General features: G+C 62.9%; 26 protein-coding genes. 18 read left to right on the forward strand and 8 right to left on the reverse strand.

What is annotated here, in order from left to right:
• Window positions 1-25: 25 nt before the first annotated feature.
• The 9 genes from RPF88_RS01515 to RPF88_RS01555 all read left to right on the forward strand — a co-directional run bounded on the left by RPF88_RS01515 (window position 26) and on the right by RPF88_RS01555 (window position 8,392).
• Window positions 26-1,384, forward strand: coding sequence for an LLM class flavin-dependent oxidoreductase (locus tag RPF88_RS01515; RefSeq protein ID WP_224674975.1), 1,359 nt, complete (start codon window positions 26-28; stop codon window positions 1,382-1,384).
• A gap of 14 nt (window positions 1,385-1,398) precedes the next feature.
• A complete protein-coding gene (locus RPF88_RS01520) occupies window positions 1,399-2,175 on the forward strand; it encodes a DUF427 domain-containing protein (protein WP_224674976.1) in 777 nt (258 codons plus the stop codon).
• A 34-nt stretch (window positions 2,176-2,209) separates the two neighbouring features.
• On the forward strand, window positions 2,210-3,847 hold the full coding sequence (locus RPF88_RS01525) for an ABC transporter substrate-binding protein (protein ID WP_024503938.1): 1,638 nt from the start codon (window positions 2,210-2,212) through the stop codon (window positions 3,845-3,847).
• A gap of 7 nt (window positions 3,848-3,854) precedes the next feature.
• Window positions 3,855-4,814: an ABC transporter permease gene (locus tag RPF88_RS01530; RefSeq protein WP_013530496.1), complete on the forward strand. Its 960-nt coding sequence runs from the start codon at window positions 3,855-3,857 to the stop codon at window positions 4,812-4,814.
• A complete protein-coding gene (locus RPF88_RS01535) occupies window positions 4,811-5,698 on the forward strand; it encodes an ABC transporter permease (protein WP_013530497.1) in 888 nt (295 codons plus the stop codon). The genes RPF88_RS01530 and RPF88_RS01535 overlap by 4 nt, the downstream gene beginning before the upstream one ends.
• A 69-nt stretch (window positions 5,699-5,767) precedes the next feature.
• The gene (locus RPF88_RS01540; protein WP_063168683.1) at window positions 5,768-6,790 is read left to right on the forward strand and encodes an LLM class flavin-dependent oxidoreductase; all 1,023 of its coding nucleotides are present in this window, start codon (window positions 5,768-5,770) and stop codon (window positions 6,788-6,790) included.
• Window positions 6,791-6,831: 41 nt separating this feature from the next.
• A complete protein-coding gene (locus RPF88_RS01545) occupies window positions 6,832-7,479 on the forward strand; it encodes a ThuA domain-containing protein (protein WP_337121578.1) in 648 nt (215 codons plus the stop codon).
• Between the two features lie 26 nt (window positions 7,480-7,505).
• A complete protein-coding gene (locus tag RPF88_RS01550; RefSeq protein WP_337121579.1) occupies window positions 7,506-7,883 on the forward strand; it encodes a hypothetical protein in 378 nt (125 codons plus the stop codon).
• Window positions 7,884-7,978: 95 nt separating this feature from the next.
• The gene (locus tag RPF88_RS01555) at window positions 7,979-8,392 is read left to right on the forward strand and encodes a hypothetical protein (protein ID WP_337121580.1); all 414 of its coding nucleotides are present in this window, start codon (window positions 7,979-7,981) and stop codon (window positions 8,390-8,392) included.
• 10 nt (window positions 8,393-8,402) lie between these two features.
• Here the strand turns inward: RPF88_RS01555 and RPF88_RS01560 are convergent, their stop codons facing one another.
• Window positions 8,403-10,427 carry an amidase gene (locus tag RPF88_RS01560; RefSeq protein WP_337121581.1) on the reverse strand — a complete coding sequence of 675 codons (2,025 nt, stop codon included), beginning with the start codon at window positions 10,425-10,427 and terminating at the stop codon, window positions 8,403-8,405.
• Between the two features lie 143 nt (window positions 10,428-10,570).
• Here RPF88_RS01560 and RPF88_RS01565 point away from each other — a divergent pair, with 143 nt between their 5' ends.
• Window positions 10,571-10,846, forward strand: coding sequence for a hypothetical protein (locus RPF88_RS01565; RefSeq protein ID WP_024503933.1), 276 nt, complete (start codon window positions 10,571-10,573; stop codon window positions 10,844-10,846).
• Window positions 10,847-10,910: 64 nt separating this feature from the next.
• On the opposite strand, the gene RPF88_RS01570 is transcribed toward RPF88_RS01565, so the two are convergent.
• Window positions 10,911-11,900, reverse strand: coding sequence for a Gfo/Idh/MocA family protein (locus RPF88_RS01570; RefSeq protein WP_337121582.1), 990 nt, complete (start codon window positions 11,898-11,900; stop codon window positions 10,911-10,913).
• 202 nt (window positions 11,901-12,102) lie between these two features.
• On the opposite strand from RPF88_RS01570, the gene RPF88_RS01575 reads away from it, so the two are divergent.
• The 4 genes from RPF88_RS01575 (at window position 12,103) to RPF88_RS01590 (ending at window position 14,590) form a co-directional block, all read left to right on the forward strand.
• The gene (locus tag RPF88_RS01575) at window positions 12,103-12,336 is read left to right on the forward strand and encodes a hypothetical protein (RefSeq protein WP_013530508.1); all 234 of its coding nucleotides are present in this window, start codon (window positions 12,103-12,105) and stop codon (window positions 12,334-12,336) included.
• Between the two features lie 120 nt (window positions 12,337-12,456).
• Window positions 12,457-12,654 carry a hypothetical protein gene (locus tag RPF88_RS01580; RefSeq protein WP_013530509.1) on the forward strand — a complete coding sequence of 66 codons (198 nt, stop codon included), beginning with the start codon at window positions 12,457-12,459 and terminating at the stop codon, window positions 12,652-12,654.
• 245 nt (window positions 12,655-12,899) lie between these two features.
• Window positions 12,900-13,658, forward strand: coding sequence for an SDR family oxidoreductase (locus tag RPF88_RS01585; RefSeq protein ID WP_337121583.1), 759 nt, complete (start codon window positions 12,900-12,902; stop codon window positions 13,656-13,658).
• Window positions 13,655-14,590 carry a sigma-70 family RNA polymerase sigma factor gene (locus RPF88_RS01590; protein WP_064992517.1) on the forward strand — a complete coding sequence of 312 codons (936 nt, stop codon included), beginning with the start codon at window positions 13,655-13,657 and terminating at the stop codon, window positions 14,588-14,590. Before RPF88_RS01585 ends, RPF88_RS01590 begins: the two co-directional genes overlap by 4 nt.
• A 118-nt stretch (window positions 14,591-14,708) precedes the next feature.
• Here RPF88_RS01590 and RPF88_RS01595 read toward each other — a convergent pair whose 3' ends face one another.
• Entirely contained in the window at window positions 14,709-15,278 is a 570-nt protein-coding gene (locus RPF88_RS01595) for a TetR/AcrR family transcriptional regulator (protein WP_013530512.1), read from the reverse strand.
• A 104-nt stretch (window positions 15,279-15,382) separates the two neighbouring features.
• Between RPF88_RS01595 and RPF88_RS01600 the strand changes: the two genes are divergently transcribed.
• Together RPF88_RS01600 and RPF88_RS01605 are read left to right on the forward strand one after the other, a co-directional pair.
• The gene (locus RPF88_RS01600) at window positions 15,383-16,198 is read left to right on the forward strand and encodes an oxidoreductase (protein ID WP_337121584.1); all 816 of its coding nucleotides are present in this window, start codon (window positions 15,383-15,385) and stop codon (window positions 16,196-16,198) included.
• Between the two features lie 65 nt (window positions 16,199-16,263).
• Complete coding sequence (locus RPF88_RS01605) at window positions 16,264-17,265, forward strand: NADP-dependent oxidoreductase (protein ID WP_024503923.1); 1,002 nt, start codon at window positions 16,264-16,266, stop codon at window positions 17,263-17,265.
• Window positions 17,266-17,285: 20 nt separating this feature from the next.
• On the opposite strand, the gene RPF88_RS01610 is transcribed toward RPF88_RS01605, so the two are convergent.
• The 4 genes from RPF88_RS01610 to RPF88_RS01625 all read right to left on the reverse strand — a co-directional run bounded on the left by RPF88_RS01610 (window position 17,286) and on the right by RPF88_RS01625 (window position 19,856).
• Entirely contained in the window at window positions 17,286-17,759 is a 474-nt protein-coding gene (locus RPF88_RS01610) for a VOC family protein (RefSeq protein ID WP_027160885.1), read from the reverse strand.
• A gap of 43 nt (window positions 17,760-17,802) precedes the next feature.
• Entirely contained in the window at window positions 17,803-18,951 is a 1,149-nt protein-coding gene (locus tag RPF88_RS01615; protein ID WP_013530516.1) for an amidohydrolase, read from the reverse strand.
• A gap of 153 nt (window positions 18,952-19,104) precedes the next feature.
• On the reverse strand, window positions 19,105-19,548 hold the full coding sequence (locus RPF88_RS01620; protein WP_013530517.1) for an SRPBCC family protein: 444 nt from the start codon (window positions 19,546-19,548) through the stop codon (window positions 19,105-19,107).
• A 101-nt stretch (window positions 19,549-19,649) separates the two neighbouring features.
• Window positions 19,650-19,856, reverse strand: a complete 207-nt coding sequence (locus RPF88_RS01625) for a hypothetical protein (RefSeq protein ID WP_337121585.1) — start codon at window positions 19,854-19,856, stop codon at window positions 19,650-19,652.
• 113 nt (window positions 19,857-19,969) lie between these two features.
• Here RPF88_RS01625 and RPF88_RS01630 point away from each other — a divergent pair, with 113 nt between their 5' ends.
• Complete coding sequence (locus RPF88_RS01630) at window positions 19,970-20,113, forward strand: hypothetical protein (RefSeq protein WP_013530518.1); 144 nt, start codon at window positions 19,970-19,972, stop codon at window positions 20,111-20,113.
• 97 nt (window positions 20,114-20,210) lie between these two features.
• Here the strand turns inward: RPF88_RS01630 and RPF88_RS01635 are convergent, their stop codons facing one another.
• Window positions 20,211-20,903 carry a DUF2270 domain-containing protein gene (locus RPF88_RS01635; protein ID WP_224620639.1) on the reverse strand — a complete coding sequence of 231 codons (693 nt, stop codon included), beginning with the start codon at window positions 20,901-20,903 and terminating at the stop codon, window positions 20,211-20,213.
• Between the two features lie 476 nt (window positions 20,904-21,379).
• Between RPF88_RS01635 and RPF88_RS01640 the strand changes: the two genes are divergently transcribed.
• Window positions 21,380-21,901 (forward strand): Hsp20/alpha crystallin family protein, encoded by a 522-nt coding sequence (locus RPF88_RS01640; RefSeq protein WP_013530520.1) that lies wholly within the window; start codon window positions 21,380-21,382, stop codon window positions 21,899-21,901.
• Window positions 21,902-21,915: the final 14 nt, after the last annotated feature.

Consider the following 21,915-nt stretch of genomic DNA (forward strand, 5'->3'; position numbering starts at 1 on the left):
GAGCAGATCTGGAAGGAGGCCCGGCATGGCTCGAGACCACATGATCCTCAGCGCATTCTTCTTCAACCCGCAGGGCGATCATCGGATGTCGTGGCGCCACCCGAGGGCGCCGGGGCGGGAGGTGCTGGATTTCGAATTCTACCGCGATCTCGTGCAGGCGGCCGAACGCGCCAGGATCGACACCATCTTCGTCGCCGACCACGTGTCGATCTGGGATTCAGTCAAGAGCGGCGTCGCCCATTACGCCAATGCCCGCCTCGAACCGCTGACGCTGCTATCGGCGCTGGCTAGCGTGACCAAGCATATCGGCCTGATCACCACGGCGTCGAGTTCCTACAGCGAGCCGTACAATGTGGCGCGCATGTTCGCCTCGCTCGACCATATCAGCAAGGGCAGGGCGTCGTGGAACGTCGTCACCTCGGCCATGGATGAGGAGGCGCGCAATTTCGGCCGCGACGGCAATATCGAGCATGCTTTCCGCTATGAGCGCGCGGCCGAATTCCTCGATATCGTCAAGGCGCTGTGGGACAGCTGGGAAGACGAGGCGCTGCTGATCGACAAGGCGTCAGGCCATTTCGCCGACCCCGACAAGGTCCATCCCATCGATCACAAGGGCAAGCACTTCAAGGTGCGTGGGCCGCTCAACGTCTCGCGGCCGCCGCAAGGCCATCCGCTAATCGTCCAGGCCGGCTCGTCCGAAGATGGCAAGAACTTCGCCACCGCCCAGGCCGATGCGCACTTCGCCATCTACAGCACCAAGCAGGATGGCATCAAATACCGTCAGGACATCAACGAGCGGCTGGCCCGCCACGGCAGGCGGCCGGAGAGCTTCAAGATCCTGCCCGGCATCCTGCCGATCGTCGCCGCCTCCGAAGCGGAAGGCCGGGAAAAGCAGGAATACCTGCAGACCTTGCTGCCGGATCAGGTCGGCATCGACCTTCTGTCGAGCTGGAGCGGGTTGGACCTGTCGCTGTTCCCGCCGGACGGGCCGCTGCCGCCACTGCCGGACGAAAGCACGTTCAATGGCGGGCGCACATCGCTCAACCGGGTCAAGCAGTGGGCGAAGCAGAATCTCAGCCTGCGCGAGATCGCGCGCAAGCTCGCCAACAGCGGTTCGGTGCCGACGGTTGCCGGCACGCCGGTACAGATCGCGGACCAGTTGCAGGACTGGTTCGTTTCGGGTGCCGCTGACGGCTTCAACCTGATGTTCCCGCTGCTGCCAGAAGACTGGGTGAATTTTGCCGAACAGGTGGTGCCGGAGCTGCAGCGGCGCGGCGTCTTCCCGACCGAATACGGGCCGGGAACGCTGCGCGAGCGTTTCGGCCTGGCGCGGCCCGCCAACCGCTTCGCCGACCAGCGCGACAATGCGCGTGCCGTGTCCTGACCGGAAGAACGATCATGACCGTCGCACCAAGATTGCAGCCGCGCGAAGCGACCGCGCCGCAGCTCGTCAATGTCCTGCACAGCCCCAAGCGTGTGCGCGTCAAATTCGGCGGCCGCACCATCGCCGACAGCCGCAACGTGCTGGTGCTGCGCTCCAACCATTTCCTGCCGATCTATTTCTTCCCGCCGTCAGCGGTCGACCCATCGGTGCTGAAACCTTCGCTGCATCGCGAGCCGCATCCGGTCGGTGGCGAGACCGCCTATTGGGATATCGACAGCGGCGACAGGCGCAGCGCCAACGCGGCGTGGTCGTTCGTGTCGCCGCCGGATGAAAACCTGGCGCCGCTGGCCGGCCGCATCGCCTTCACCTGGAAAGCCGTCGACCAATGGTTCGAGGAGGAAGAGGAAGTCTTCGTTCATGCACGCGATCCCTATGCGCGCATCGATGTTCTGCAAAGCTCGAGCCATTTGCAGATCTGGTTCGACGGCGAGCCGATCGCCGACAGCCACCGCCCGGTGCTGCTGTTCGAGACGCATCTGCCGACGCGTTTTTATCTGCCCGCGGAAGACATCCGGCTGGAGCGGCTGACGGCGTCCGTCACCACGACGCGATGTCCCTACAAGGGCATCGCCTCTTACTGGTCCGGCCTGCTGAGCGACGGTTCGGTGCGCCCTGATATCGCCTGGAGCTACCGGGATCCCATTGAGGAAATGCCGAAGATCAAGGGCCTCATCGCCTTCTATCCGCAGGCCGTCGACCGCATCCATCTCGACGGCGAGCCCGTCGTATAGATTTTCAATCTTCATTTCAAAGCAGGGTTTCAAAATGACCAGACGCAGAGATATCGACGCAGTTCGCAATCTGTCGGGGGACATCTGGAATGTCGCCGTCGACGAACATCAGGGCGGCTTTCTCAAGCGCCGCGATCTCCTCAGATATGCCGCACTGCTCGGCCTGACCGGCTTTGCCGCCTCGCAGGGATTGGGAGGCGCGCGCGCCGCGGCTGCCGGCGGCGGCACGGTTCGCGTCGGGCTCGGCCAGCCGACCAAGGCGATCGATCCGGTTTCGGTCACCGATCCGGCCAGCATCGGGGTGATCAGCCAGGTCGGCGAGTATCTGATCCTCGACGATCCGAAGGATGGTCTGCAGCCGAAGCTGGCTCTGTCCTGGGAGGCCAACGAGACGGCCAGCCGCTGGACCTTCAAATTGCGGCAAGGGGTAAAATTCCACGATGGCCGCGCGGTCACCGCCAAAGACGTTGTGGCGAGCTTCGAGCGGCTGGTCGATCCGGCCAGCGGCTCGTCGGCGTTGTCCGCCTACAAGGGCATCCTGTCCAAGGGCGGCGCCAAGCTGGTCGACGACGAAACCGTCGCCTTCGATCTCGACGGTCCGAACAGCAACTTCCCGTTCTATGTCTCCTCCGACGTCTACAATGCCGTCATCCTGCCTGCCGACTATGCCGGTGATTTCGAGAAGACTTTCAACGGCACCGGCCCGTTCAAGCTCGAATCCTTCCGTCCCAAGCAAGGCGCCAGCTTCGTGCGCAATGAGAATTACTGGGGCGACAAGGCGCTGCCCGACCGGATCGAGATCAAGTTCTTCGACGACGAGCAGGCACAGGTGCTGGCTTTGCAGGCCGGCCAGCTCGACGTGATCCCAAGCACGACGCGGCTGGAGCTGGCGATCGAGGGCAATCCCAACTTCAAGCTGCTGAGCGTGCAGGCGAGCTCGCACGACCAGGTGCATCTCAGGACCGACCAGGCGCCGTTTACCGACAAGCGCATCCGCCGCGCGCTGGCGCTCACGATCGACCGAGAGGCTGTGGTCAAGGGCCTGCTCAAGGGCCGCGCCATCGTCGGCAACGACACGCCGTTCGCGCCGATCTTCCCCTCGGCCGATCCATCGGTGCCGCAGCGCAAGCAGGACATTGCCGAGGCCAAGCGGCTGCTTGGCGAGGCGGGCGTGCCCAACGGCTTCGAGGTGACGCTGACCACCGAACGCGCCTATGACATTCCCGACTATGCGGTCATCATCCAGAACTTCGCCAAGAAGGCCGGCATCGACGTCAAGCTCAATGTCCTGCCGCAGGACGCCTATTACGGCTCGGCGACGTTCGGCAGTTCGCCATGGCTGGATTCGGTGCTCGGCATCACCGACTATGGCCACCGCGGCACGCCCGACATCTTCCTCAACGCCACGCTAAAGAGTTCGGGAGCTTGGAACGCGGCACATTTCAACAACCCGGCCTATGACGCGCTGCTGCTTGACTACTCGAAGGCGCGCGACCTGCAGGCACAGCGCCTTGTTGCCCGCAAGATCCAGACCTTGCTGCTCGACGAGACGCCGGCGATCATCAGCTACTTCTCGCAATACAGCCGCATCGTCAGCTCCAAGGTCGAGGGCGTACGCTTCACCGCGATTTCGCATCTCCTGCTCGACCGCGTTTCCTTCGTCCAGGCATGATCGCGACATGCTGACCGGTCGCATTCTGTCAGCGCGTGTGGGCACACTTGTCCTCACCCTGTGGCTGGTCAGCATTCTGGTGTTCTTCGCCGGGCAGGTCCTGCCCGGCGATGTGGGCCGTGTCATGCTCGGGCCTTTTGCCGACGCGCAAGCGGTGGCGGAACTGAACAAGCGGCTAGGCGCCGACCAGCCGGTTCTCGTCCAGTATTGGCTCTGGTTCAGCAAAGCGGTCACCGGTGACTTCGGCACCTCGCTGTCGATGCGCGGGCCGGTGGCGCCCTTCGTGCTGGAAAGCCTCAAGCGCTCCGCGGCGCTTGCCGGGATTATTTTGCTCTTCCTCGTTCCGCTCGGCGTTGGTGCCGGCGTCATCGCCGGTCTCAATGCGGGCCGCCTCATCGACCGGCTGATCGTGATGGCGGGCGTCTCCTTCGGCATTGTGCCTGATTTCGTTTCCGGCCTGATGCTGCTCATCGTTTTCGGCCTGTGGCTGAACTGGTTCCCGATCTCCGGAGTTGCGCCCGATGGCGCGGGCTTCTGGACGCATGGCTATTATCTGATCCTGCCGGCGCTGCCGCTGGTGCTGAACCTTTCCGGCTATATCGCCCGGATGACGCGAGCAGGCGTGATCGAGGCGATCGCCGCCGATTACACGCGCACCGCCGTCCTGAAAGGGCTCGAGCGGCGCGAGATCATCTTTCGGCACGTGCTGCGCAATGCGCTGACGCCGACCGTCGCGGTGCTGGCGACGCAGACCGGATACATGCTGGGTGGGCTGGTGGTGATCGAGGCGTTGTTCGGCATCCAGGGACTTGGCAATCTGGTCCTGAACGCGGCCAAGGCCCGTGATTTCCCGATGCTGGAGGCAGGCGTATTGGTGATGGCGGCCATCTTCGTGCTGTCGGCGGCGGCCGGCGACCTCTTGCTGGCGCTGCTCGATCCGCGGCAACGCCGCCGGACCTCGCCATGACGGATCTGGCCGAGTTTCCCGCACTGCAGCGCGCCGTGGCGGGCTTTTCGGCAGTGCGCCGGATTCGCAGTGCTTTCGCCGGATTGCCGCCGTCGGTCGTGGTCGGATTGCTGCTGCTTTTGTTCTGGGTCGCTTGCGCCATAGCAGGCAACCTCTTCGTTCCCTACGATCCCTATGCCGAGGATTTCCTGGCGACGCTGACGCCGCCCGATGCGCTGCACTGGTTCGGGACCGATCAGCTCGGCCGCGATGTGCTGTCCCGCATCATCGTCGGTTCGCGCGACATCCTGCTGGTTGCGCCGCTGGCGACGCTGGCCGGGGTTGCCGCCGGCAGCATCATCGGCCTGGTGCTCGGCTATTTCGAGGGCCTCACTGATGCCATCGGCGCGCGGCTGCTCGATACGCTGATGGCGTTTCCGTTCATCGTTCTCGTCACCATGACGCTGGTGGCGATCGGCCCGTCGAACCTGACCGTCATCCTGGTGATCGGCATCGCCTACGCGCCGCTGGTGGCGCGCACCGTTCGCGCCGCCGTGCGTGAGCAGAAGCAGCGCGACTATGTCAGCGCCGCGCGGCTTGGCGGTGAAGGCCCGCTCGCCATCATGTTCCTGGAGATCCTGCCCAACATCAGGGAAACGATCCTCATCGAACTCGTCACAAGGCTGGGCTACGCGTTCTTCTCGATCGCGACGCTGAGCTTTCTCGGCCTCGGCATTCAGCCGCCATCGGCCGACTGGGGACTGGCCGTCGCCGACGGCTATGGCTTCCTGACCGGCGGAAAATGGTGGGTCGTCGTCTTCAATTCCGGGGCAATCGTCTCGCTGGTGATGGCGACCAACCTGATCGCACAAGGCATTGGCGCCTTCGAGAATAGCGATGCATGAGCCTTGATCCGGGCGCCAAAAAATCTCTTTTGCATTGAAGCCTGACGCGCATCCTTATATCGCATGATTATGAAGAAAATCGGGTTCCTGTCGTTCGGGCACTGGACGCCCTCGTCGCAATCGCAAGTGCGCTCGGCTTCGGACGCGCTTTTGCAATCCATAGAGCTGGCTGTCGCCGCCGAGCAGCTGGGCGCGGACGGCGCGTATTTTCGCGTGCATCACTTCGCCCGCCAGCTCGCGTCGCCGTTCCCGCTGCTGGCGGCGGTCGGCGCCAGGACCAGCCGCATCGAGATCGGCACCGCGGTCATCGACATGCGCTACGAGAACCCGCTCTACATGGCCGAGGATGCCGGTGCCGCCGACATCATCGCCGGCGGGCGCCTGCAACTCGGCATCAGCCGTGGCTCGCCCGAGCAGGTGATCGATGGCTGGCGCCATTTTGGCTACGCGCCGCCGGAAGGGCAGAGCGACGCCGACATGGCAAGGCACCACGCCGAGGTCTTCCTCGAGACGCTGCGCGGCGAGGGGTTCGCCCAGCCCAATCCACGGCCAATGTTCCCCAACCCGCCCGGCCTCTTGCGCCTCGAGCCGCATTCGGAGGGTTTGCGCGAGCGGATCTGGTGGGGTGCGGCTACCAACGCCACGTCGGAATGGGCAGCCAAGCTCGGCATGAACCTGCAGAGCTCGACGCTCAAATTCGACGAGAGTGGCAAGCCGTTCCACATCCAGCAGGCCGAGCAGATCCGCATCTATCGCGAGGCCTGGAAGGCAGCCGGCCACAAGCGCGAGCCGCGCGTCTCGGTCAGCCGCAGCATCTTCGCGCTGGTCGACGATCGCGACCGCGCCTATTTCGGCCGCGGCAACGAGAGCCGCGACCAGATCGGCTTCATCGAGGAGAACACCAAAGCGATTTTCGGGCGCAGCTACGCGGCCGAGCCGGATGTGCTGATCAAGGAATTGGCGCAGGACGAGGCGATCGCCGAAGCCGATACGCTGCTGCTCACCGTTCCGAACCAGCTCGGCGTCGACTACAATGCGCATGTCATCGAGGCGATCCTGACCCATGTCGCTCCAGCGCTGGGCTGGCGCTGACGCCGGATCGATCAGGGCCGAGTTTTCCAGGGAGGTACACAATGCCAAAGAAGGCCTTGATCGCCTGGGGCGGCTGGGAGGGCCATACGCCGGAGCAGAGCGCGAAGCTCGTTCGCACCTTGCTTGAGCGAAACGGCTTCGACGTCACGCTGGGTGAGGGCACGGCGATGTTCGCTGGTCCGGAGCTTGCTTCCTTCGATCTCATCGTGCCCGTCATCACGATGTCGACGATCGAAAAGGCCGAGTTGCAGAACCTGACGCTTGCGGTTCGCGGGGGGAGCGGACTCGGCGGTTTCCACGGCACGATGGGCGACAGTTTCCGCAATGAGCCCGACTATCAGTTCATGACCGGCGGCCAATGGGTGGCGCATCCCGGCAACATCATCGACTATCACGTCGCCATCACGCGGCCGGAGGACCCGATCACAAAAGGCATCAGCGATTTCGCCTACCGGTCGGAGCAATATTACATGCATGTCGACCCAAGCAATGAGGTGCTGGCGACCACCACCTTCACCGACGCGCATTTTCCGGGGATAGGCGGCGTTGTCATGCCGGTCGTCTGGAAACGGCGCTATGGGGCGGGGAAGGTTTTCTACAGTTCCCTTGGTCACACGGCGGATGAGTTCGCGGTGCCGGAAATGGCGCTGATGGTGGAGCGGGGTTTGCTTTGGGCGGCGCGGGGGTAGAAGCAGGCGAAGTTCGTGAAAATCTGATGGAATTCACAGGAAATCTACGGAGATATCCAATGAACGATTTCAGTTGGTCCGCTTCCGAAAAGAAGCTCGCCCGCCACGCCTTCGATAAGGCTCTTGAGGCGGCCCTCGCAAAGACGATGGCCGAATTCAAGAGCAAGGCCAGTGCGGTGACGGTTCCCTCCCAGATGTGGGAGCTGGAAGACTATTTGCGTGAACAGCGGCGGGATATCGATCGGACGTTCGACTATCGCTATTCGCAGCTCCTTTATGTCTTCACTCATCTCATCCGAGCAGGCTGCCTCGATGAAAAGCTGCTTGCCGGTCTGTCGCAAGACAAGCGGGATGTCATTCGGCGGGACCTTGCCTTTGCGGCGGAACGCCCGGCCAGCGGATGACGACGGCAGGGAGTGCGGCCGCGTCCCAATCCCTGCCATGCTGGAAAAGCGGCCGTTGTCGTACTACCATCCCGTCACATGGCGAGGGGGATGAGATGGACCATCAGCGTACTGTTTTTCTGATCGGAGCAGGTTCCGTTGGTGACGACGAGCAAGCCGTGTTCACGCTGCACGTGAACCGCGCTGCATGCAATCTGAAATGCAGTTATCGGGACAAGGTGATCGAGGCAGAAGAGGAAGACTTTTTCGAGGCTCTGTTCCAAATCCGTCAGGCACTCGAAGTCGATGGCCTGCTACCCTTCTGTTACGGAGCAAGCGCCAATGTTTATCCGGAAAATACCGTGATGGAGAAAAGTCGCGGATTGATAGCCTGCAAGGTGAAGACGGGGCAATTTCCGCAAGAGAGCGATCTGGTCGACATATTTGATGATGGCGTCGACGTGGTTCCGGTTTTCGTCCATATGCAGCAGGAATTTTGGGAAGAATGGCTGACTTCGCTGCCTTCCTAGCTGCTGGCGTTCATCCAATCCCGCCCGTAACCAGATAGGCGCCGGCGCTGCGCCCATCCTCCAGCCGCACAATAGCCGTCACGATCGAGCCATACGAGCCACGCCAGACGCTGTGGAACCGCTGGTGCTCTGCGGCCGGAACCAATGCCTGTCCACAGCAGCGCGCTCCGCTTCGCTGGATGGCGACAGGCTCGCCGTTGACATGCACCTTGACGCTGGCGTGTTCCGCCTCGGCGTCGATCGGCAGGTCGAGGGTGATGGTGATCTCGTCCTGATCGCCGGTCGTGCGCGTCTCGGCGGCAAGCGCAATGACGAGCGGAGGTGCCTTGCCGTTACCGGTTTGCGTGGGCCGGCGGGAAAATACATCTTCAGTCAGTTCCGGCGTGCGTGGGGGCAGGGTGCGGCGCCGGGTCGACTGTTCGTAGTCGCCGGCCATGCGCAGCAGCCTTTCGTCGTCATAGGCCTTACCGGCGAAGGTCAGGCCGACCGGCATGCCGATATCGGCCATGGTTCCCATCGGCACGGTGACGGTCGGGATGCCGAAATGGCGCCAGACCAGATTGCCGTTGGCGACCCAGGTGCCATTGCGCCAGGCAAGGGCGGCGGATGCCTCGTCGATGTCTGCATCGGCCGGTCCGACATCGGCGGCGGCGGGCAGCACCACGGCGTCGATGTCTTGGCCGTCCAGCCAGACCTCGAAATCGATCCGCCTTGTTGCTTCGAGGCCCTTCAGTCCGTCTTCCAGCGTTGGAATGTCTGCGAACGGCGTGACGCCGGACCGGGCCCGTTCCACATATTCTCTCAGATCGAAGCCGCCCTCATAGCGGTCGGGCAGCGTGCCGGGCGGCTGCGGGAAGATCTTTGGGCCGTCGACGGAGACGAGATCGGGCACGGCCGGGTCGGCATTGGCGCGCAAAAAGTCGTCCCAGCCCCAGATGCTGAGATCCCAGAGTTCGCGCTCGGCGAAGTCCTGCGGCACCAGCCCGCGCTCGACCATGGTGCGCGCACCGGGGCGGTCGCGTTCGTAGTTGGAGACGACGGGAAAATCGACCTCGACCACCTCGGCGCCAAGCCGCGCGAGATCGGCCGCTGCCTGCTCCCACAGGGCAAGCACCGAGGCGCGGGTTTCGATCGGCGCATCGGCCTCGCTGTCGCGGCCGATATACATTCTGGGCACGCCCAGGCGCTTGCCTTTCAACGACCCCGCCAGTGCGAGATCGGTATAACGGGGCGGCCGCACATCGGAGCTTTTCGGCAGCTTGACCCAGGGCTGCGCGCGCCAGAAATCGCCTCGTGTCTCGGGATCGTCGGCGACGATCACGTCGAGCAGTTCGAGCATGTCGGGCACGCTGCGCGCATGCGGCACGACGACATCCATGGTCGGCACCAGTGGCCAGTTGCCGCGCACCGAAATGACGCCGCGCGACGGCGTGTAGGCGACCAGCGCATTGTTGGTGGCCGGCGCGCGGCCGGACGACCAGGTTTCCTCGCCAAGCCCGAAGGCGCAGAAGCTGGCCGCTGTCGCCGTGCCGGAGCCATTGGACGAACCCGATGCGAAGGCGGCGGTGAGATAATCGCCATTGTACGGACTTTCGGCGCGGCCATAGACGCCGCGCTGCATGCCGCCATTGGCCATTGGCGGCATGTTGGTCAGCCCGATCAGCACCGCACCGCCGGCGCGCAGCCGGGCTATGGTGAAGGCATCCTCATTGGCAATGAGATGCTCGAAGGCCGGCGAGCCGGCGGCCACCGTCAGGCCTGCAACCTTGTAGCTGTCCTTGGCGGTGTAGGGGATGCCGTCGAGCGGTCCGAGCACGGCGCCGTTGCGGCGCCGCTGGTCGGAGGCCGCCGCCTGCTCAAACATGTCAGGGTTGAGCACCGGGACGGCATTGAGGCTGATGCCGTGCCGGTCGAAATGCGCGATGCGCCTGAGATACGCCCCGACCAGTTCGACGCTGGTGACGGTGCCGTGATCGAGCGCGCGGCGCAGTTGGTCGATCGTCGCTTCGACGAGGTGAAGGCTGGCGTCGGTCATCACGGATCCCACATTTCCACGCACCATGGATGAGCGAGGCCGCAGGCTTCGGCAAGAGCCTATCGCGGTCTTCTCGGAACTTTTGTCCGGCTGGCGGTTTTGGATGTATGGTGCGATTCCGGAATGGCCAGAAGGGTGTGCCGATGACCACGAAATGCGTTGCGATCCTAGCTCTCGCGGTTGCTACGGGCGCGAGTCTTTGCGCCCCGGCCTTGGCTGGCGACCGGCATTACGACCGCCGGGTCCACTCCGAACGCTACGTTCCCGCCGAAGGCGATCTCATCGATATCCTGTTCGGCGGCCCGCACTACTACGATCAGCAGTTGGTGACGACGGCGGCTGGCGCGTGCTCCTACCATCGCGTTGGACCCGACGCGAATGCATTGAACAAGATCAACGATCATCACTGCGGGAAATAAGGCAGTAGGGCAGTAGGGCAGTAGGGCAGTAGGGCAGTAGGGCAGTAGGGCAGTAGGGAGCGCCTCAACGCTGGCCGCTCTCCTTCATACGCTCGATGATTTCGGCCATCAGCGCCAGGTCGCGGCGGGAATCGGCGAGGTCGGTCAGCGGCTTTGTTCCTTCGGCGATGTGGCGGTGGAAAATCTCGAGTTCATTCGAGAAAGCATCGCCGTAGAGAGGGCCGAAGGCTTTCGTCACCGGGCCGAGCGGGCCGGCATCGGTGACCTCCAGCCGCGTCGGCAGGCTGCGGATGTAGGGCGTGTCATAGATGATGCGCACGCGCCTGGTGTTGGAGCGCACCTCGATCATTGCGTCGAACAGGCCGAGATCGTCGACCACCGCGTCGTAGAGAGAAGCGAAATGGCCGTAGTCGAAGGTGACCGATGTGTTGGCGCCGCCATTGGTGCGGTGCGCGGCCAGCACGCGCGCCGGCTCGCCGATCAGCCCGCGCATCGCTGAAATGTGGTGCGAGGAAAGCGCCGTCAGCCCGCGATAGGCGCGCACCAGGTCGGCCGGCGCGTCGGCACCGACGACTTCGCGGATCAGCGCGTCGCGCTCCTTGGCGCCACGCGCCAGCAGGGCCGGGTCTATGTCGTTGGGATAGAGGACGTTCTGGCTCTTCTTGAGGAAATGCCGGCCCTCCGAGATCAGGTCGAAGATGCGGACATGGGTGATGTCGGCGAAGGCCGGCAGCTCGTCCCTGGCGGCCAGATATGCCGGCGCGTAGCGGCGCATATAGCCGACGAACAGGGTCTTGTCGTAGTCCGGCATCAGCGCCAGCAGATCGTCGATCTCGCGCACCGTCAGACAGGCGGGCTTTTCCAGCAGGATGTGCTTGTTGGCGGCAATCGCCGCGTGCACGAAGCGGCTGTGGGTGTCGTCGGATGACAGCACGAACACCGCGTCGATGTCGGGTGACGCTATTAGCGCCTCGGCCGTCTCGAAGGTTCTTGCCGTCGGGTGTTGCGAGGTGCACAGCGCCACCAGGCTGGGCGACACGTCGTACACGCCCATGCCGGAATTTGCGCATGTTTATAAAAAATTGACACGTGTCAAGATTTAAAATGGGCGTAGCGATTTTTGACTGCGCGCCCTGCGGGCATGACTGTCCTGCCGGCATGCGCTACAACCAAGGCGCGAAAAAAACTGCCAGCCTAGGGAACCACTAGGGGGATGTCCGCGTTGGTCGCTACTTTTGTGCAGAGGGAGGTTTGGGGTGGGGCGTTTCGAAATCGTGGAAGAGCCAACGGGTACGTTTTCGATTTTCGACACCGTCACGGAATTGCCGGCAACGGCCAAAGGGGGCGTGTGCATTGGGCTTTATCGGCACGAAGTGCCTCTGGCACTGCTTGCAGCGGTTGAAACGGTCCAGCCCGGCCATTTTTCGCTCCTGCCCTCATTGTCGGTGTTGAACGACTGGCGGGCTCATCGAGACGATCTGCTGGCATGAGCAAAGCTGCCCGATGTCGCATCAAAAATCATACGGTATGGGAAATCACGCCCTGTTGTCGAAAGCGGCGGTGAGGCATGGAAAGCAAGGGGAGGTTGCAGTGCGTTGGGAGGTGAAGCAATGTCTGATCAGGACGACCTGATCCGAGCTGCCATCGGACGGCTGCTCGCCGAGAAGACAGGCGCCGCCGTCATATCGATGAGAGAGAGCGTCACCGAGCTTCTGGCGCTGACCGGTGCCGCACTGGACGAAAGACTCCAAGACCTGCTGTTGGAAATGGCCGAAGTCCGCGGCATGATGGTCGCTCTCGACTTCTGAACATATCCGGCTGGGATGCCGCAGCATGGACCGGCAGCGCTTTCATCGCCGGCAGCCTCTAATCTTACTGCGTCCAATATCGGGCATCGCATTTTAGGTCGAAAGCGGACAGGCAGCTTTCCGCCCGATCGCCAGTATTGCCGGCATGTCGCGGATCGTCGCCGCGACAGCGCGCCTCGCCAAACCTTGGCTCTTTTTCCGACCCTCAAACGTCTTAGCTACAGTGAAGCTAAGGAGCAGGGTCGATGAGCCTCAGGAATAAAGAAATCGTGGTCACCGGTGGCAGCCGTGGGCTTGGCCTCGGATTGGTCGAGGCGCTGGTCGAACAGGGCGCCAGCGTGACCGTCGTTGCCCGTGGCGTCGAGGCGCTGGATGCGGTCGGTGCGCGGCTTGGGGTCGCCACTATCCGCGCCGACGTTGCGGAGGAGGGCGCGGCCTATCGCATTCTTAGCGAGGTTCGTCCTGACGTCGTGGTCCTGAATGCTGGTGCCACGCCCCGGATGGGCCGGTTGGACCAACTGAGCTGGGAAGATTTTTCAATCGCCTGGGAAACCGACGTCAAGGCCGGGCTATACTGGCTGCAGGCGGCGCTCAACCTGCCGCTCAAGCCGGGCAGCCGTGTTCTGGTGGGATCGAGCGGTGCCGCCGTCACCGGGTCGCAGATGTCGGGGGGCTATGGCGGCGCCAAGCGCATGCTGTGGTTCATGGCGAAGTACGCCAACGGCGTTTCGCAGGAGAAGAAGCTCGGCATCCGCTTTCAGGCGATCGTGCCGCGGCAGATGATCCTCGGCACCGGAACAGGCGATGCGGCGGCCGGCGCCTATTCCGGATCCATGGGCATCACGCCCGAACAATTCGTCACCCGCTTCGGTGCGCCGATGCCGCCCCGAACCTTCGGCGACAGGGTGGTTTCCGTGCTGGAAGACCCGCAATATGCCGAGGGCATCGTCTTCGGCCTCAATGGCGACGCGGGCGTAACCGTGATGGAGGGGGCTGCGGCTTGAGCGAACGAGATCCTGCCGTGGACCGCGACCGACGGGAAGGGCTGCTTGCCCTTGCCGCCGCCATGCGGCCAGAGCTGCACCGCTATTGCGCGCGCCTGATGGGCTCGGTCATCGACGGCGAGGATGTCGTGCAGGACACGTTTGCGCGGGCCTTCGTTGCGCTGAATGAGCTGGGCGAGGTGCCGCAGCTCAGGCCCTGGCTGTTCCGCGTCGCCCACAACCGTGCGCTTGACCTGCTGCGCAGCCGCGCGATCCGCGCGGCGGAGCCTATCGAGGCGGCGCTTGAAATTGCCGACGACACCAAAGCCGACCCGGTGGAGACGCTGATGCGCAGGCAAGCTATACAGACCGCAGTGTCGCGCTTCGCGGAGCTTCCGCTGCTCCAGCGCAGCGTCGTCATCCTCAGAGATGTGCTCGACGAGCCGCTGGCCGAGATCGCTGCTTTGCTCGGCATCACGGTCGATGCGGTGAAAGGGCACTTGGCGCGCGGCCGCGCCCGGCTTAGGGAAGTCAGTGCGCAGGCCAGCTCGGCTCCCGATGCGCGTATCGCGTCGGCCGCCGTGGTCCGTTATGCGACCCTGTTCAACCAGCGCGATTGGGACGGCTTGCGCGCCCTGCTTGCCGACGACGTCAGGCTTCATCAGTCCCTGCATGCGCCGCGCTCGGGTGCGGCGGATGTCGGCGTGTTCTTCACGATCTACGCCAAAAGCGACCGCGTGTGGCTGACGCCGGCCTGGCTCGACGGCCGCGAGGTGATCGCTGTGTTCGAAAGCCATGCCGACCAGAAACCGCGTCATTTCATGTGGCTGGAGTGGCGAGAAGGTCAGATCAGCTTCATCCGCGACTATCGCTATGTCAGCTATGTTACCGACGATGCCGAGCTGGTGCTGGCCAAGGACGCCAGGTCCTTCGGTCGCGGCACCGGGCACTGAAGAGCGGGCGCGCATCTGACCATCATACGGGCGGTGCTGTTCCTGCCAAGGGGCCGATGCGGGGCTGGGCGTCATACCGCATGAGAATGACTTTGACGTGCCCACGCGTGGTACGCCCTTAACTCTGCTCGATCAGCGCGCGCGCCGCAGCTTTCCCTGCCGCAAGGATACGATCCGACAATTCCGTTCCCTCCACGGCACGGGCCAGCTGAAGCGTGCCAATGAGGGTCGCAAAGATAGCGAACGCAACGCCCTCCGGATCAGGAGTTTGCGGCGGCAGCTCTACCGACACCTGGTGCACCTGGGTCAGCAAACGCTCGGTATAAAGCTGACGCGTTTCGGGTGGCTCACGGGCGATTTCCGCCAGCAAGGCGGCAGAGGCGCAGCCCTTCCCGGGGTTATCCCGATGCGCCGCCGACAGATATGTGTCTATGGCCATTGCCAAGCCGCCGGAGGCCAATGCTTGCCGTATCTCGTCGGACTGATCCTCGAGAGCTGCAGCGACCGTTTCACGGACAAGCGCCGCCTTTGATTGAAAGTGGGGATAGAAAGCCCCGTTCGTCAGCCCGGCGTCGCCCATGATGGTTGCCAGTCCGGACGCCGCTATGCCGTTTTTCCGAAAGCGTTCCGCGGCGACCTCCAGGATCCGGCCGCGCGAGGCGTCCTTCCTGCCCTTTTCGTAGCGCATGGCTGCTATTCCTTTCTGCTATTGCATTATGGTCATAATCTGATATTACGACTGTAATTTAACGGATGAAAAAAAGCTAGCCCCCCATGAGTTTGGAGCACGAAATGAAAACGAATGCCGGAAAAACCGCCGTTGTGACCGGGGCCTCTTCGGGCATCGGCCGCGCCAGTGCCGAAGCCCTTGCGCGGGCCGGGTTCACCGTCTTCGGAACCAGCCGGCGCAAGGCCGGCAACGATCCGGACGGGGTGACCATGCTGATCTGCGACGTGACCGACAGTGAGGCCGTTGTCGCACTCGTTTCGACGGTGCTCTCGCAGACCGGCCGGATCGACCTCTTGGTCAATAATGCCGGGGTCGGCCAGCTTGGAGGCGCCGAGGAATTCTCGATTGCCCAGGTGCAGGCTCTGTTCGACGTCAATCTGTTCGGCGTCATCCGCATGACCAATGCGGTGCTGCCGTCGATGCGGCAGCGTGGCGAGGGGCACATCATCAATATCGGCTCTGTGCTGGGACTGGTGCCGGCGCCGTATTCAGCGCATTATTCGGCGGTCAAGCACGCGCTCGAGGGCTATTCGGAATCGCTCGACCACGAGGTTCGCGCCTTCAATATCCGCGTTTCGGTCATCGAGCCGGCATTCGTTCGTACTGTCTTCGACCAGAACGGGATCCAGCCGGATTCGCCGTTGCAGGAATACGATCAAGCCCGAGCTACGCTGGAAGCGCTGCTTCGCGACGTGATGCCTGTCGCCGACCGGCCGGAAGTGGTGGCGCAAGTGGTCGTCAAGGCAGCGACCGATGCCCGTCCGCAACGGCGCTACACCGCCGGCAAGGCTGCGCGCCAGGTCAGCCTGCTGCGTCGCTTTGCTCCCGCTGGGATATTCGACAAGAGCCTGCGGAAACAATTCCGCCTGCCCGTTTGAACGCAGCGAGCAGAGGATTTCACGCACATGCGACACACCAAAATCACTCTCAGAAAGTCACTGCCATGAAGGCATTCGTCGTCGACAAATACAGCAAGAACGGCACTCTGCGGCTAGCCGAAATGCCGGAGCCGAAACTCGGGGACAGCGATGTCCTGGTCGAGGTCCACGCAGCGGCGGTGAACCTGCTCGATTCCAAGGTCAAAACCGGAGAGTTCAAGCTGATCCTGCCCTATCGCCGGCCCTTCATCCTGGGTCACGACGTGGCCGGGAGGGTTGTGCGCGTGGGATCGAAAGTCCGCAAATTCAAACTCGGCGACGACGTCTATGCGCGGCCGCGCGATGGCCGGATCGGGACGTTCGCCGAGTTCATAGCCATGGATGAAGCCGACGTGGCCCTGAAACCCGGGAACCTCAGCATGGAGGAGGCGGCCTCGATCCCGCTGGTCGGCCTGACCGCCTGGCAGGCGCTCGTCGAAAGGGCCAAGCTGAAGAAGGGACAGAAGGTCTTCATTCAAGCCGGTTCCGGCGGCGTGGGGACATTCGCCATCCAACTGGCAAAGCATCTCGGCGCGACCATTGCGACCACCGCCAGCGCGGCGAGTGCCGGTCTGGTCAAGGGGCTCGGCGCCGATATCGTCGTCGACTACAGGAAAGACGATTTCGAGAAAGTCCTTTCGGGCTACGACGTCGTCTTGAACAGCCAAGACGCCAAGACACTTGAAAAATCACTGAATGTGCTGAAACCGGGTGGCAAGCTCATCTCCATCTCCGGCCCACCGGATCCGGAATTTGCCAGGGAAAAGGGACTGAACGTGGTGCTGAGGCTGGTGCTTCGCCTGCTGAGCCGCGGTATTCGAGCGAAAGCCAAGCGCCGTGGCGTGACGTTCTCGTTCCTTTTCATGTGGGCGCAGGGCGAGCAGCTGAGCAAGATCGCATCGCTCATCGAATCCGGCGCGATCCGCCCGGTCGTCGACCGGATATTTCCCTTCGAGGCGACCAATGAGGCGCTGGCCTATGTCGAAACAGGACGCGCCAAGGGCAAGGTCGTCATCAAGGTCAGATAGCAACTCAGCCGCGATCGAGGTCAGCCGCGCCGGGCTGCGTCGATCGCCGCGACGTCGATCTTCGTCATCTCCATCATCGCATCAAAGGCGCGTTTGGCTTCCTCGCCGCCGGCCGCCATGGCCTCGGTCAGCGTGCGCGGCGTGATTTGCCAGGACACGCCCCATTTGTCCTTGCACCAGCCGCACACGCTCTCCTGGCCGCCATTGCCGACGATGGCATTCCAGTAGCGGTCGGTTTCCTGCTGATCGTCGGTGGCGATCTGGAACGAGAAGGCCTCGTTCTGCTTGAATGTGGAGCCGCCGTTCAATCCGATGCAGGGAATGCCGGCGACGGTAAATTCGACCGTCAACACGTCGCCTTTCTTGCCGGACGGAAAATCGCTCGGCGCACGGTGAACGGCGCCCACGCTGGTGTCGGGAAAGGTCTCTGCGTAGAAGCGCGCCGCAGCCTCGGCGTCCTTGTCGAACCAAAGGCAAATCGTGTTCTTCGGTATCTTTGGCATTGCATGTTCCTTTCGGCGTTGGAGTTGGCGGAGGTCAGCCCAGGAGATTGCGTGCCGTGCGCATGAAGATCCTCGACCCGATCGGGATCAGGTCGTCGGGAAAGTCATAGTCGGGATTGTGCAAGGCGGGGTGCCGCTCGCCCGCACCGAGGAAGAACATCGCCGACTTGGCACTATGGCCGAACAGGCCGAAATCTTCCGAGGCGCGCATCGGCAGGGCCTCTTCGCCGTGCGATACGCCCTCTTCATCGAGCGCGCGCCGCAGATGCTCCACCGCGTCCGGCGCGTTGACGCTGGCGACGAAGATCTCGTGATAGTCCCAGCGGGCGGTAAGGCGATGCTCGCCGGCGATCCTGGCGACCAGTGCTTCGGCAGCAGCGCAAAGATTCGCCATGCGCTCGTCACGCCGGGTGCGCAGCGTTGCCCAGACCTGCGCATGAGCAGGCGCGATGCCGAACACGGCTTCGCCCATCGCGGCATGGGTGACGGTCAGCATGGAGAAGTCGTCGTCGGCGAAGGTTCCGCGCCCGAGCGCCGGCAGCGCCGGCATCAGCTCACTGATCGCCAGCATCGGCGAGGTGCCGGTCTCCGGCATGGATGAATGGGCGGTCTTGCCCTCCAGCACGATGCGCATGCCGCGTGACGCACAGTTGACCACGCCGGGCTTGAGCCGCACCTCGCCGAACGGCACGCCAGGCAGGTTGTGCAGCGAGAAAGCGAAATCCGGCGCGATCTCGCCGAAGCGGGGATCGGCAACGACGCCGGCAGCGCCATTGCCGGTTTCCTCCGCCGGCTGGAACATCAGCACGACGCGGCCACTTGCAGGCCGCTCGCGCCCCAACTGCCGGCCGAGGGATGCCAGGATGGCGGTGTGTCCGTCATGGCCGCACATATGCGACTTGCCCGGCACGCGCGACGCATGCGGCACGCCTGAAAGTTCTTCGATAGGCAAGGCATCGAGTTCCGAACGGAACAGCACCGTCGGCCCTGCTTTGCCGCTGTCATATGTGACCGCGACGCCGTGCCCGCCGAGCTGTGTCAGCACCTTGTCCGGCCCCGTATCGGCGAGGAAGGCGACGACCTCCTTTGCCGTCTTCTCCTCTTCATTCGAGATTTCCGGATACTGGTGCAGCTGGCGCCGCCACGCCGTCAACTCGACGATGTCTCGGTTGGTCAGAGTCATGCTTTTTCAACCTCCGCTGCATTCTTCATCGACACGTCCAGGCACAGGGGTGCCGCAATGATGAATTGCTAGCGACAAAGGGCAGTTCCCGCCACAGTCCAAGTTTCAGGCTTCGGCAGGCCAGAAACGGCCGTTCTCCCGGCCATCCGCAGCCTACTGATTGATCTCGGGCTCGACGAGCTTTGCCAGATTTCTGAGCGATTCCTGCCAGCCGAGATAGCAGGCCTCGACCGGAATGACGTCCGGAATGCCGGCCTGGGTGATGTCGATTTCAGTGCCGACCGACACTTTTTTCAAGACCACGGTCACCCGTATCTCGCCGGGCAGGTTGGGATCGTCGAACCTGTCGGTGTAGAGCAGGCGCTCGCCCGGAACGAGTTCAAGGTATTCGCCGCCGAAGGCGTGGCTGTCGCCGGTGGTGAAATTGCGGAACGACATCTTGAACGTGCCTCCGACCTTTGCCTCGAAATTATGGACCGTGCAGGTGAAGCCGTTTGGCGGAAGCCACTTGGCCAGCGCGTCCGCTTCAACGAAGGCGCGATAGACCTTTTCAGGGCTGGTCGTCAGAACGCGGTGCAAACGTACGGTGCCGGGCATTGCTGGATCCTTTCATGAATGCCTGTTCGATACCCCAAGGACGGACGAAGCCTAGCCAGTCCGACATTGGTTTGCGAATTTTTTGACGGGAGGCGGCCTGCCTACGCCGCGGACATGCGTTCGACCCCGAGCTCGGGCGAGGCGGCGGATGAACTGCACCGGCTTCGGAGCTGGCGCTCACCTGCTAAATCGAGTTCCTGAGCCATCTTGTTGTTCGGGCGTGTTTTTGTCGATTGCCGCGAACGGCCGCGCGTCCCCGTCAATGCTTCGAACGCCGCCAAATAGGGCAGCGCGTCTTTGCCGTTCATGTGCCGATCATTAGAATTTGCATCTGATCAGAGTTGATTTCCTATCAAGCCGTTAATGCGGCCATGCTGTTAATCAGCATTTGCTAATGAGTCTTTCGAACCTGAGGCAAGCAATGACCAAGAATCTCGGCAATGCACGTCATACGCCGGCGAAGGACCCGCAGGTCTCCCTTCTGGGCAAAGCCGCGCCGGCGCTGTTTCCGCTGGTCGTGGCGGCACTGGGCTACATGGTTGGCAAGCAGTTCTTCGGCATCTAGGCGCGAAGTTCCGTTCCCTCAAACGTTTCGGCGGACCGACCATCTCAGCGCGCGGGCCGCCGTTTGCGTTGCAGCGGCGTGTTGCCGGGCATCAACGTCAAACATGCACGTCGCCAAAGGACAGTTCGCCGTCGTTATCGGCCGTGAAAAAGACGATGGCAAGCAACCCGACATAGAATGCGGCCACGACAACCACGATCGCCACACCGGGAACGGGGCCAAGGGCGGCGCTGTCTACGGCTTCGCGAAGCGAACCGGCAAAGCCGGTCCTGACGCCCACGGTTTGAAGGCTGGGCGTGGATATCTTGAGCACCCAGGCCAGCAAGAGGATCAGGAACAGGTAGATGTAATTTCGCCGCAGCCGACGGGCCAGCGCGACGCGCTGCGACAGCAGGAACTTCGGCGCGCGTAGGCCTTCCCCGACGATGAGCAGCCAGTCCGAGGCAAAGTCGGGCTGTGGGGAAAAGATCTGCGCGAAATAGTGGCGCTCGAACTGGCGTACGCGCGCCCGATAGAAATCGAAGAACCGATAGCGGCGCGCCTCGATCCATAGCAGCAGCAAGATCAGCAGCATGGCGAAAAGCAGCACGCCGTGATGCGCACTGGCCGTCGACAGCGATACCGAAAGCAGCGCCGCCACCACCGTGATTGCCCAGTTGGTTGTCCTGTCCAGCCGGTCGCGCCATCCCGCCATGCGAGCGATCTCGGCGCGGTGAAAATGCGACAGCGTGTTGACACGCTCCGCCGATGAAAGCACGGGGGCAGCGGGCTGTGCCGACGCGTCGTTCATGGCATCCTCCGGCAAGGAACAGAACGGCCTGCCAGCGGCATTGTTCCCTGTCCTCGAGACCGCCGATCCAGCCGACCAGCCGCGCGTTGAGGCCGAGGCGGCTCCGGTCCAGCAGACATCAAGCTGGCGGTTGACCACTGTTTCGCGAAGTGCCGATCGAAGGGCACGACTGATGTGGACAGCACCGGTGACGCAGGCACCTGCATGCACCAATCACATTACATTACGAGGTCTTGACCCACCCGCGACGGAGTCCAAAATCCTCCGCACCAGTGCCGACGAGGCGCCGGCTTCACGGGCGCCGCGCGGGTCAGGGGCGGTGGCCCTCGGGCAGGCTCAGGTGCGCGAGCCCCCGCCACTGATCCAGGCGTTTCCAACTGGACCGGAGCGCCAATGGCGCAGACGCGCATCGTCCGAGCATGGCAACCAGAGCATGCAAACGAACGATAGACAGGATCAAGAAAGGAGCAAATGCAATGACCATTCGTGATCTGATGCCATGGGGTCGCGATCCAAACCAGGTTCAGACCCTCTCAGGCGACCGCGATCAGGACCCATTCATGAGCCTGCATCGCGAGATGAACCGCCTTGTTGACGACATGTTCCGCGGTTTCGGTTCACGTCTTCCATCCTTGGGCAGGCTCTCTTCAGCGGGCGGTGGCTGGCCTAGCGTGGAAATCTCGGAAACGGACAAGGAAATCCGCGTGACCGCCGAGATACCTGGCATGGAGGAAAAGGACATCGAGGTGTTGCTCGATGACGGCGTCCTGACGTTGCGCGGCGAAAAACACGCCGAAACCGACGACAAGGAACGTCAGTTCTCCGAGCGGTTCTACGGCCGCTTCGAACGTCGCATTCCGATCGGCTTCGAAGTCGAAGAAGACAAGGTCGCTGCCGATTTCCGCAACGGCGTGCTGTTCGTCACCTTGCCGAAATCCGAGAAGGCACAGAACAAGATGAGGCGCATCCCCATCGGCGGCAAGAGCACCAAGCACTAGAATGATTGGATGCC

This window comes from Mesorhizobium sp. ISC11 (assembly GCF_037162595.1).
Classification (GTDB): domain Bacteria; phylum Pseudomonadota; class Alphaproteobacteria; order Rhizobiales; family Rhizobiaceae; genus Mesorhizobium; species Mesorhizobium ciceri.

Excerpts from the sequence above, each read along its gene's own strand:
- RPF88_RS01515 (WP_224674975.1), top strand. The coding sequence starts at position 26 with ATGGCTCGAGACCACATGATCCTCAGCGCATTCTTCTTCAACCCGCAG.
- RPF88_RS01520 (WP_224674976.1), top strand. The coding sequence starts at position 1,399 with ATGACCGTCGCACCAAGATTGCAGCCGCGCGAAGCGACCGCGCCGCAG.
- RPF88_RS01525 (WP_024503938.1), top strand. The coding sequence starts at position 2,210 with ATGACCAGACGCAGAGATATCGACGCAGTTCGCAATCTGTCGGGGGAC.
- RPF88_RS01530 (WP_013530496.1), top strand. The coding sequence starts at position 3,855 with ATGCTGACCGGTCGCATTCTGTCAGCGCGTGTGGGCACACTTGTCCTC.
- RPF88_RS01535 (WP_013530497.1), top strand. The coding sequence starts at position 4,811 with ATGACGGATCTGGCCGAGTTTCCCGCACTGCAGCGCGCCGTGGCGGGC.
- RPF88_RS01540 (WP_063168683.1), top strand. The coding sequence starts at position 5,768 with ATGAAGAAAATCGGGTTCCTGTCGTTCGGGCACTGGACGCCCTCGTCG.
- RPF88_RS01545 (WP_337121578.1), top strand. The coding sequence starts at position 6,832 with ATGCCAAAGAAGGCCTTGATCGCCTGGGGCGGCTGGGAGGGCCATACG.
- RPF88_RS01550 (WP_337121579.1), top strand. The coding sequence starts at position 7,506 with ATGGAATTCACAGGAAATCTACGGAGATATCCAATGAACGATTTCAGT.
- RPF88_RS01555 (WP_337121580.1), top strand. The coding sequence starts at position 7,979 with ATGGACCATCAGCGTACTGTTTTTCTGATCGGAGCAGGTTCCGTTGGT.
- RPF88_RS01560 (WP_337121581.1), bottom strand. The coding sequence starts at position 10,427 with ATGACCGACGCCAGCCTTCACCTCGTCGAAGCGACGATCGACCAACTG.
- RPF88_RS01565 (WP_024503933.1), top strand. The coding sequence starts at position 10,571 with ATGACCACGAAATGCGTTGCGATCCTAGCTCTCGCGGTTGCTACGGGC.
- RPF88_RS01570 (WP_337121582.1), bottom strand. The coding sequence starts at position 11,900 with ATGGGCGTGTACGACGTGTCGCCCAGCCTGGTGGCGCTGTGCACCTCG.
- RPF88_RS01580 (WP_013530509.1), top strand. The coding sequence starts at position 12,457 with ATGTCTGATCAGGACGACCTGATCCGAGCTGCCATCGGACGGCTGCTC.
- RPF88_RS01585 (WP_337121583.1), top strand. The coding sequence starts at position 12,900 with ATGAGCCTCAGGAATAAAGAAATCGTGGTCACCGGTGGCAGCCGTGGG.
- RPF88_RS01595 (WP_013530512.1), bottom strand. The coding sequence starts at position 15,278 with ATGCGCTACGAAAAGGGCAGGAAGGACGCCTCGCGCGGCCGGATCCTG.
- RPF88_RS01600 (WP_337121584.1), top strand. The coding sequence starts at position 15,383 with ATGAAAACGAATGCCGGAAAAACCGCCGTTGTGACCGGGGCCTCTTCG.
- RPF88_RS01605 (WP_024503923.1), top strand. The coding sequence starts at position 16,264 with ATGAAGGCATTCGTCGTCGACAAATACAGCAAGAACGGCACTCTGCGG.
- RPF88_RS01615 (WP_013530516.1), bottom strand. The coding sequence starts at position 18,951 with ATGACTCTGACCAACCGAGACATCGTCGAGTTGACGGCGTGGCGGCGC.
- RPF88_RS01620 (WP_013530517.1), bottom strand. The coding sequence starts at position 19,548 with ATGCCCGGCACCGTACGTTTGCACCGCGTTCTGACGACCAGCCCTGAA.
- RPF88_RS01625 (WP_337121585.1), bottom strand. The coding sequence starts at position 19,856 with ATGAACGGCAAAGACGCGCTGCCCTATTTGGCGGCGTTCGAAGCATTG.
- RPF88_RS01630 (WP_013530518.1), top strand. The coding sequence starts at position 19,970 with ATGACCAAGAATCTCGGCAATGCACGTCATACGCCGGCGAAGGACCCG.
- RPF88_RS01635 (WP_224620639.1), bottom strand. The coding sequence starts at position 20,903 with ATGAACGACGCGTCGGCACAGCCCGCTGCCCCCGTGCTTTCATCGGCG.
- RPF88_RS01640 (WP_013530520.1), top strand. The coding sequence starts at position 21,380 with ATGACCATTCGTGATCTGATGCCATGGGGTCGCGATCCAAACCAGGTT.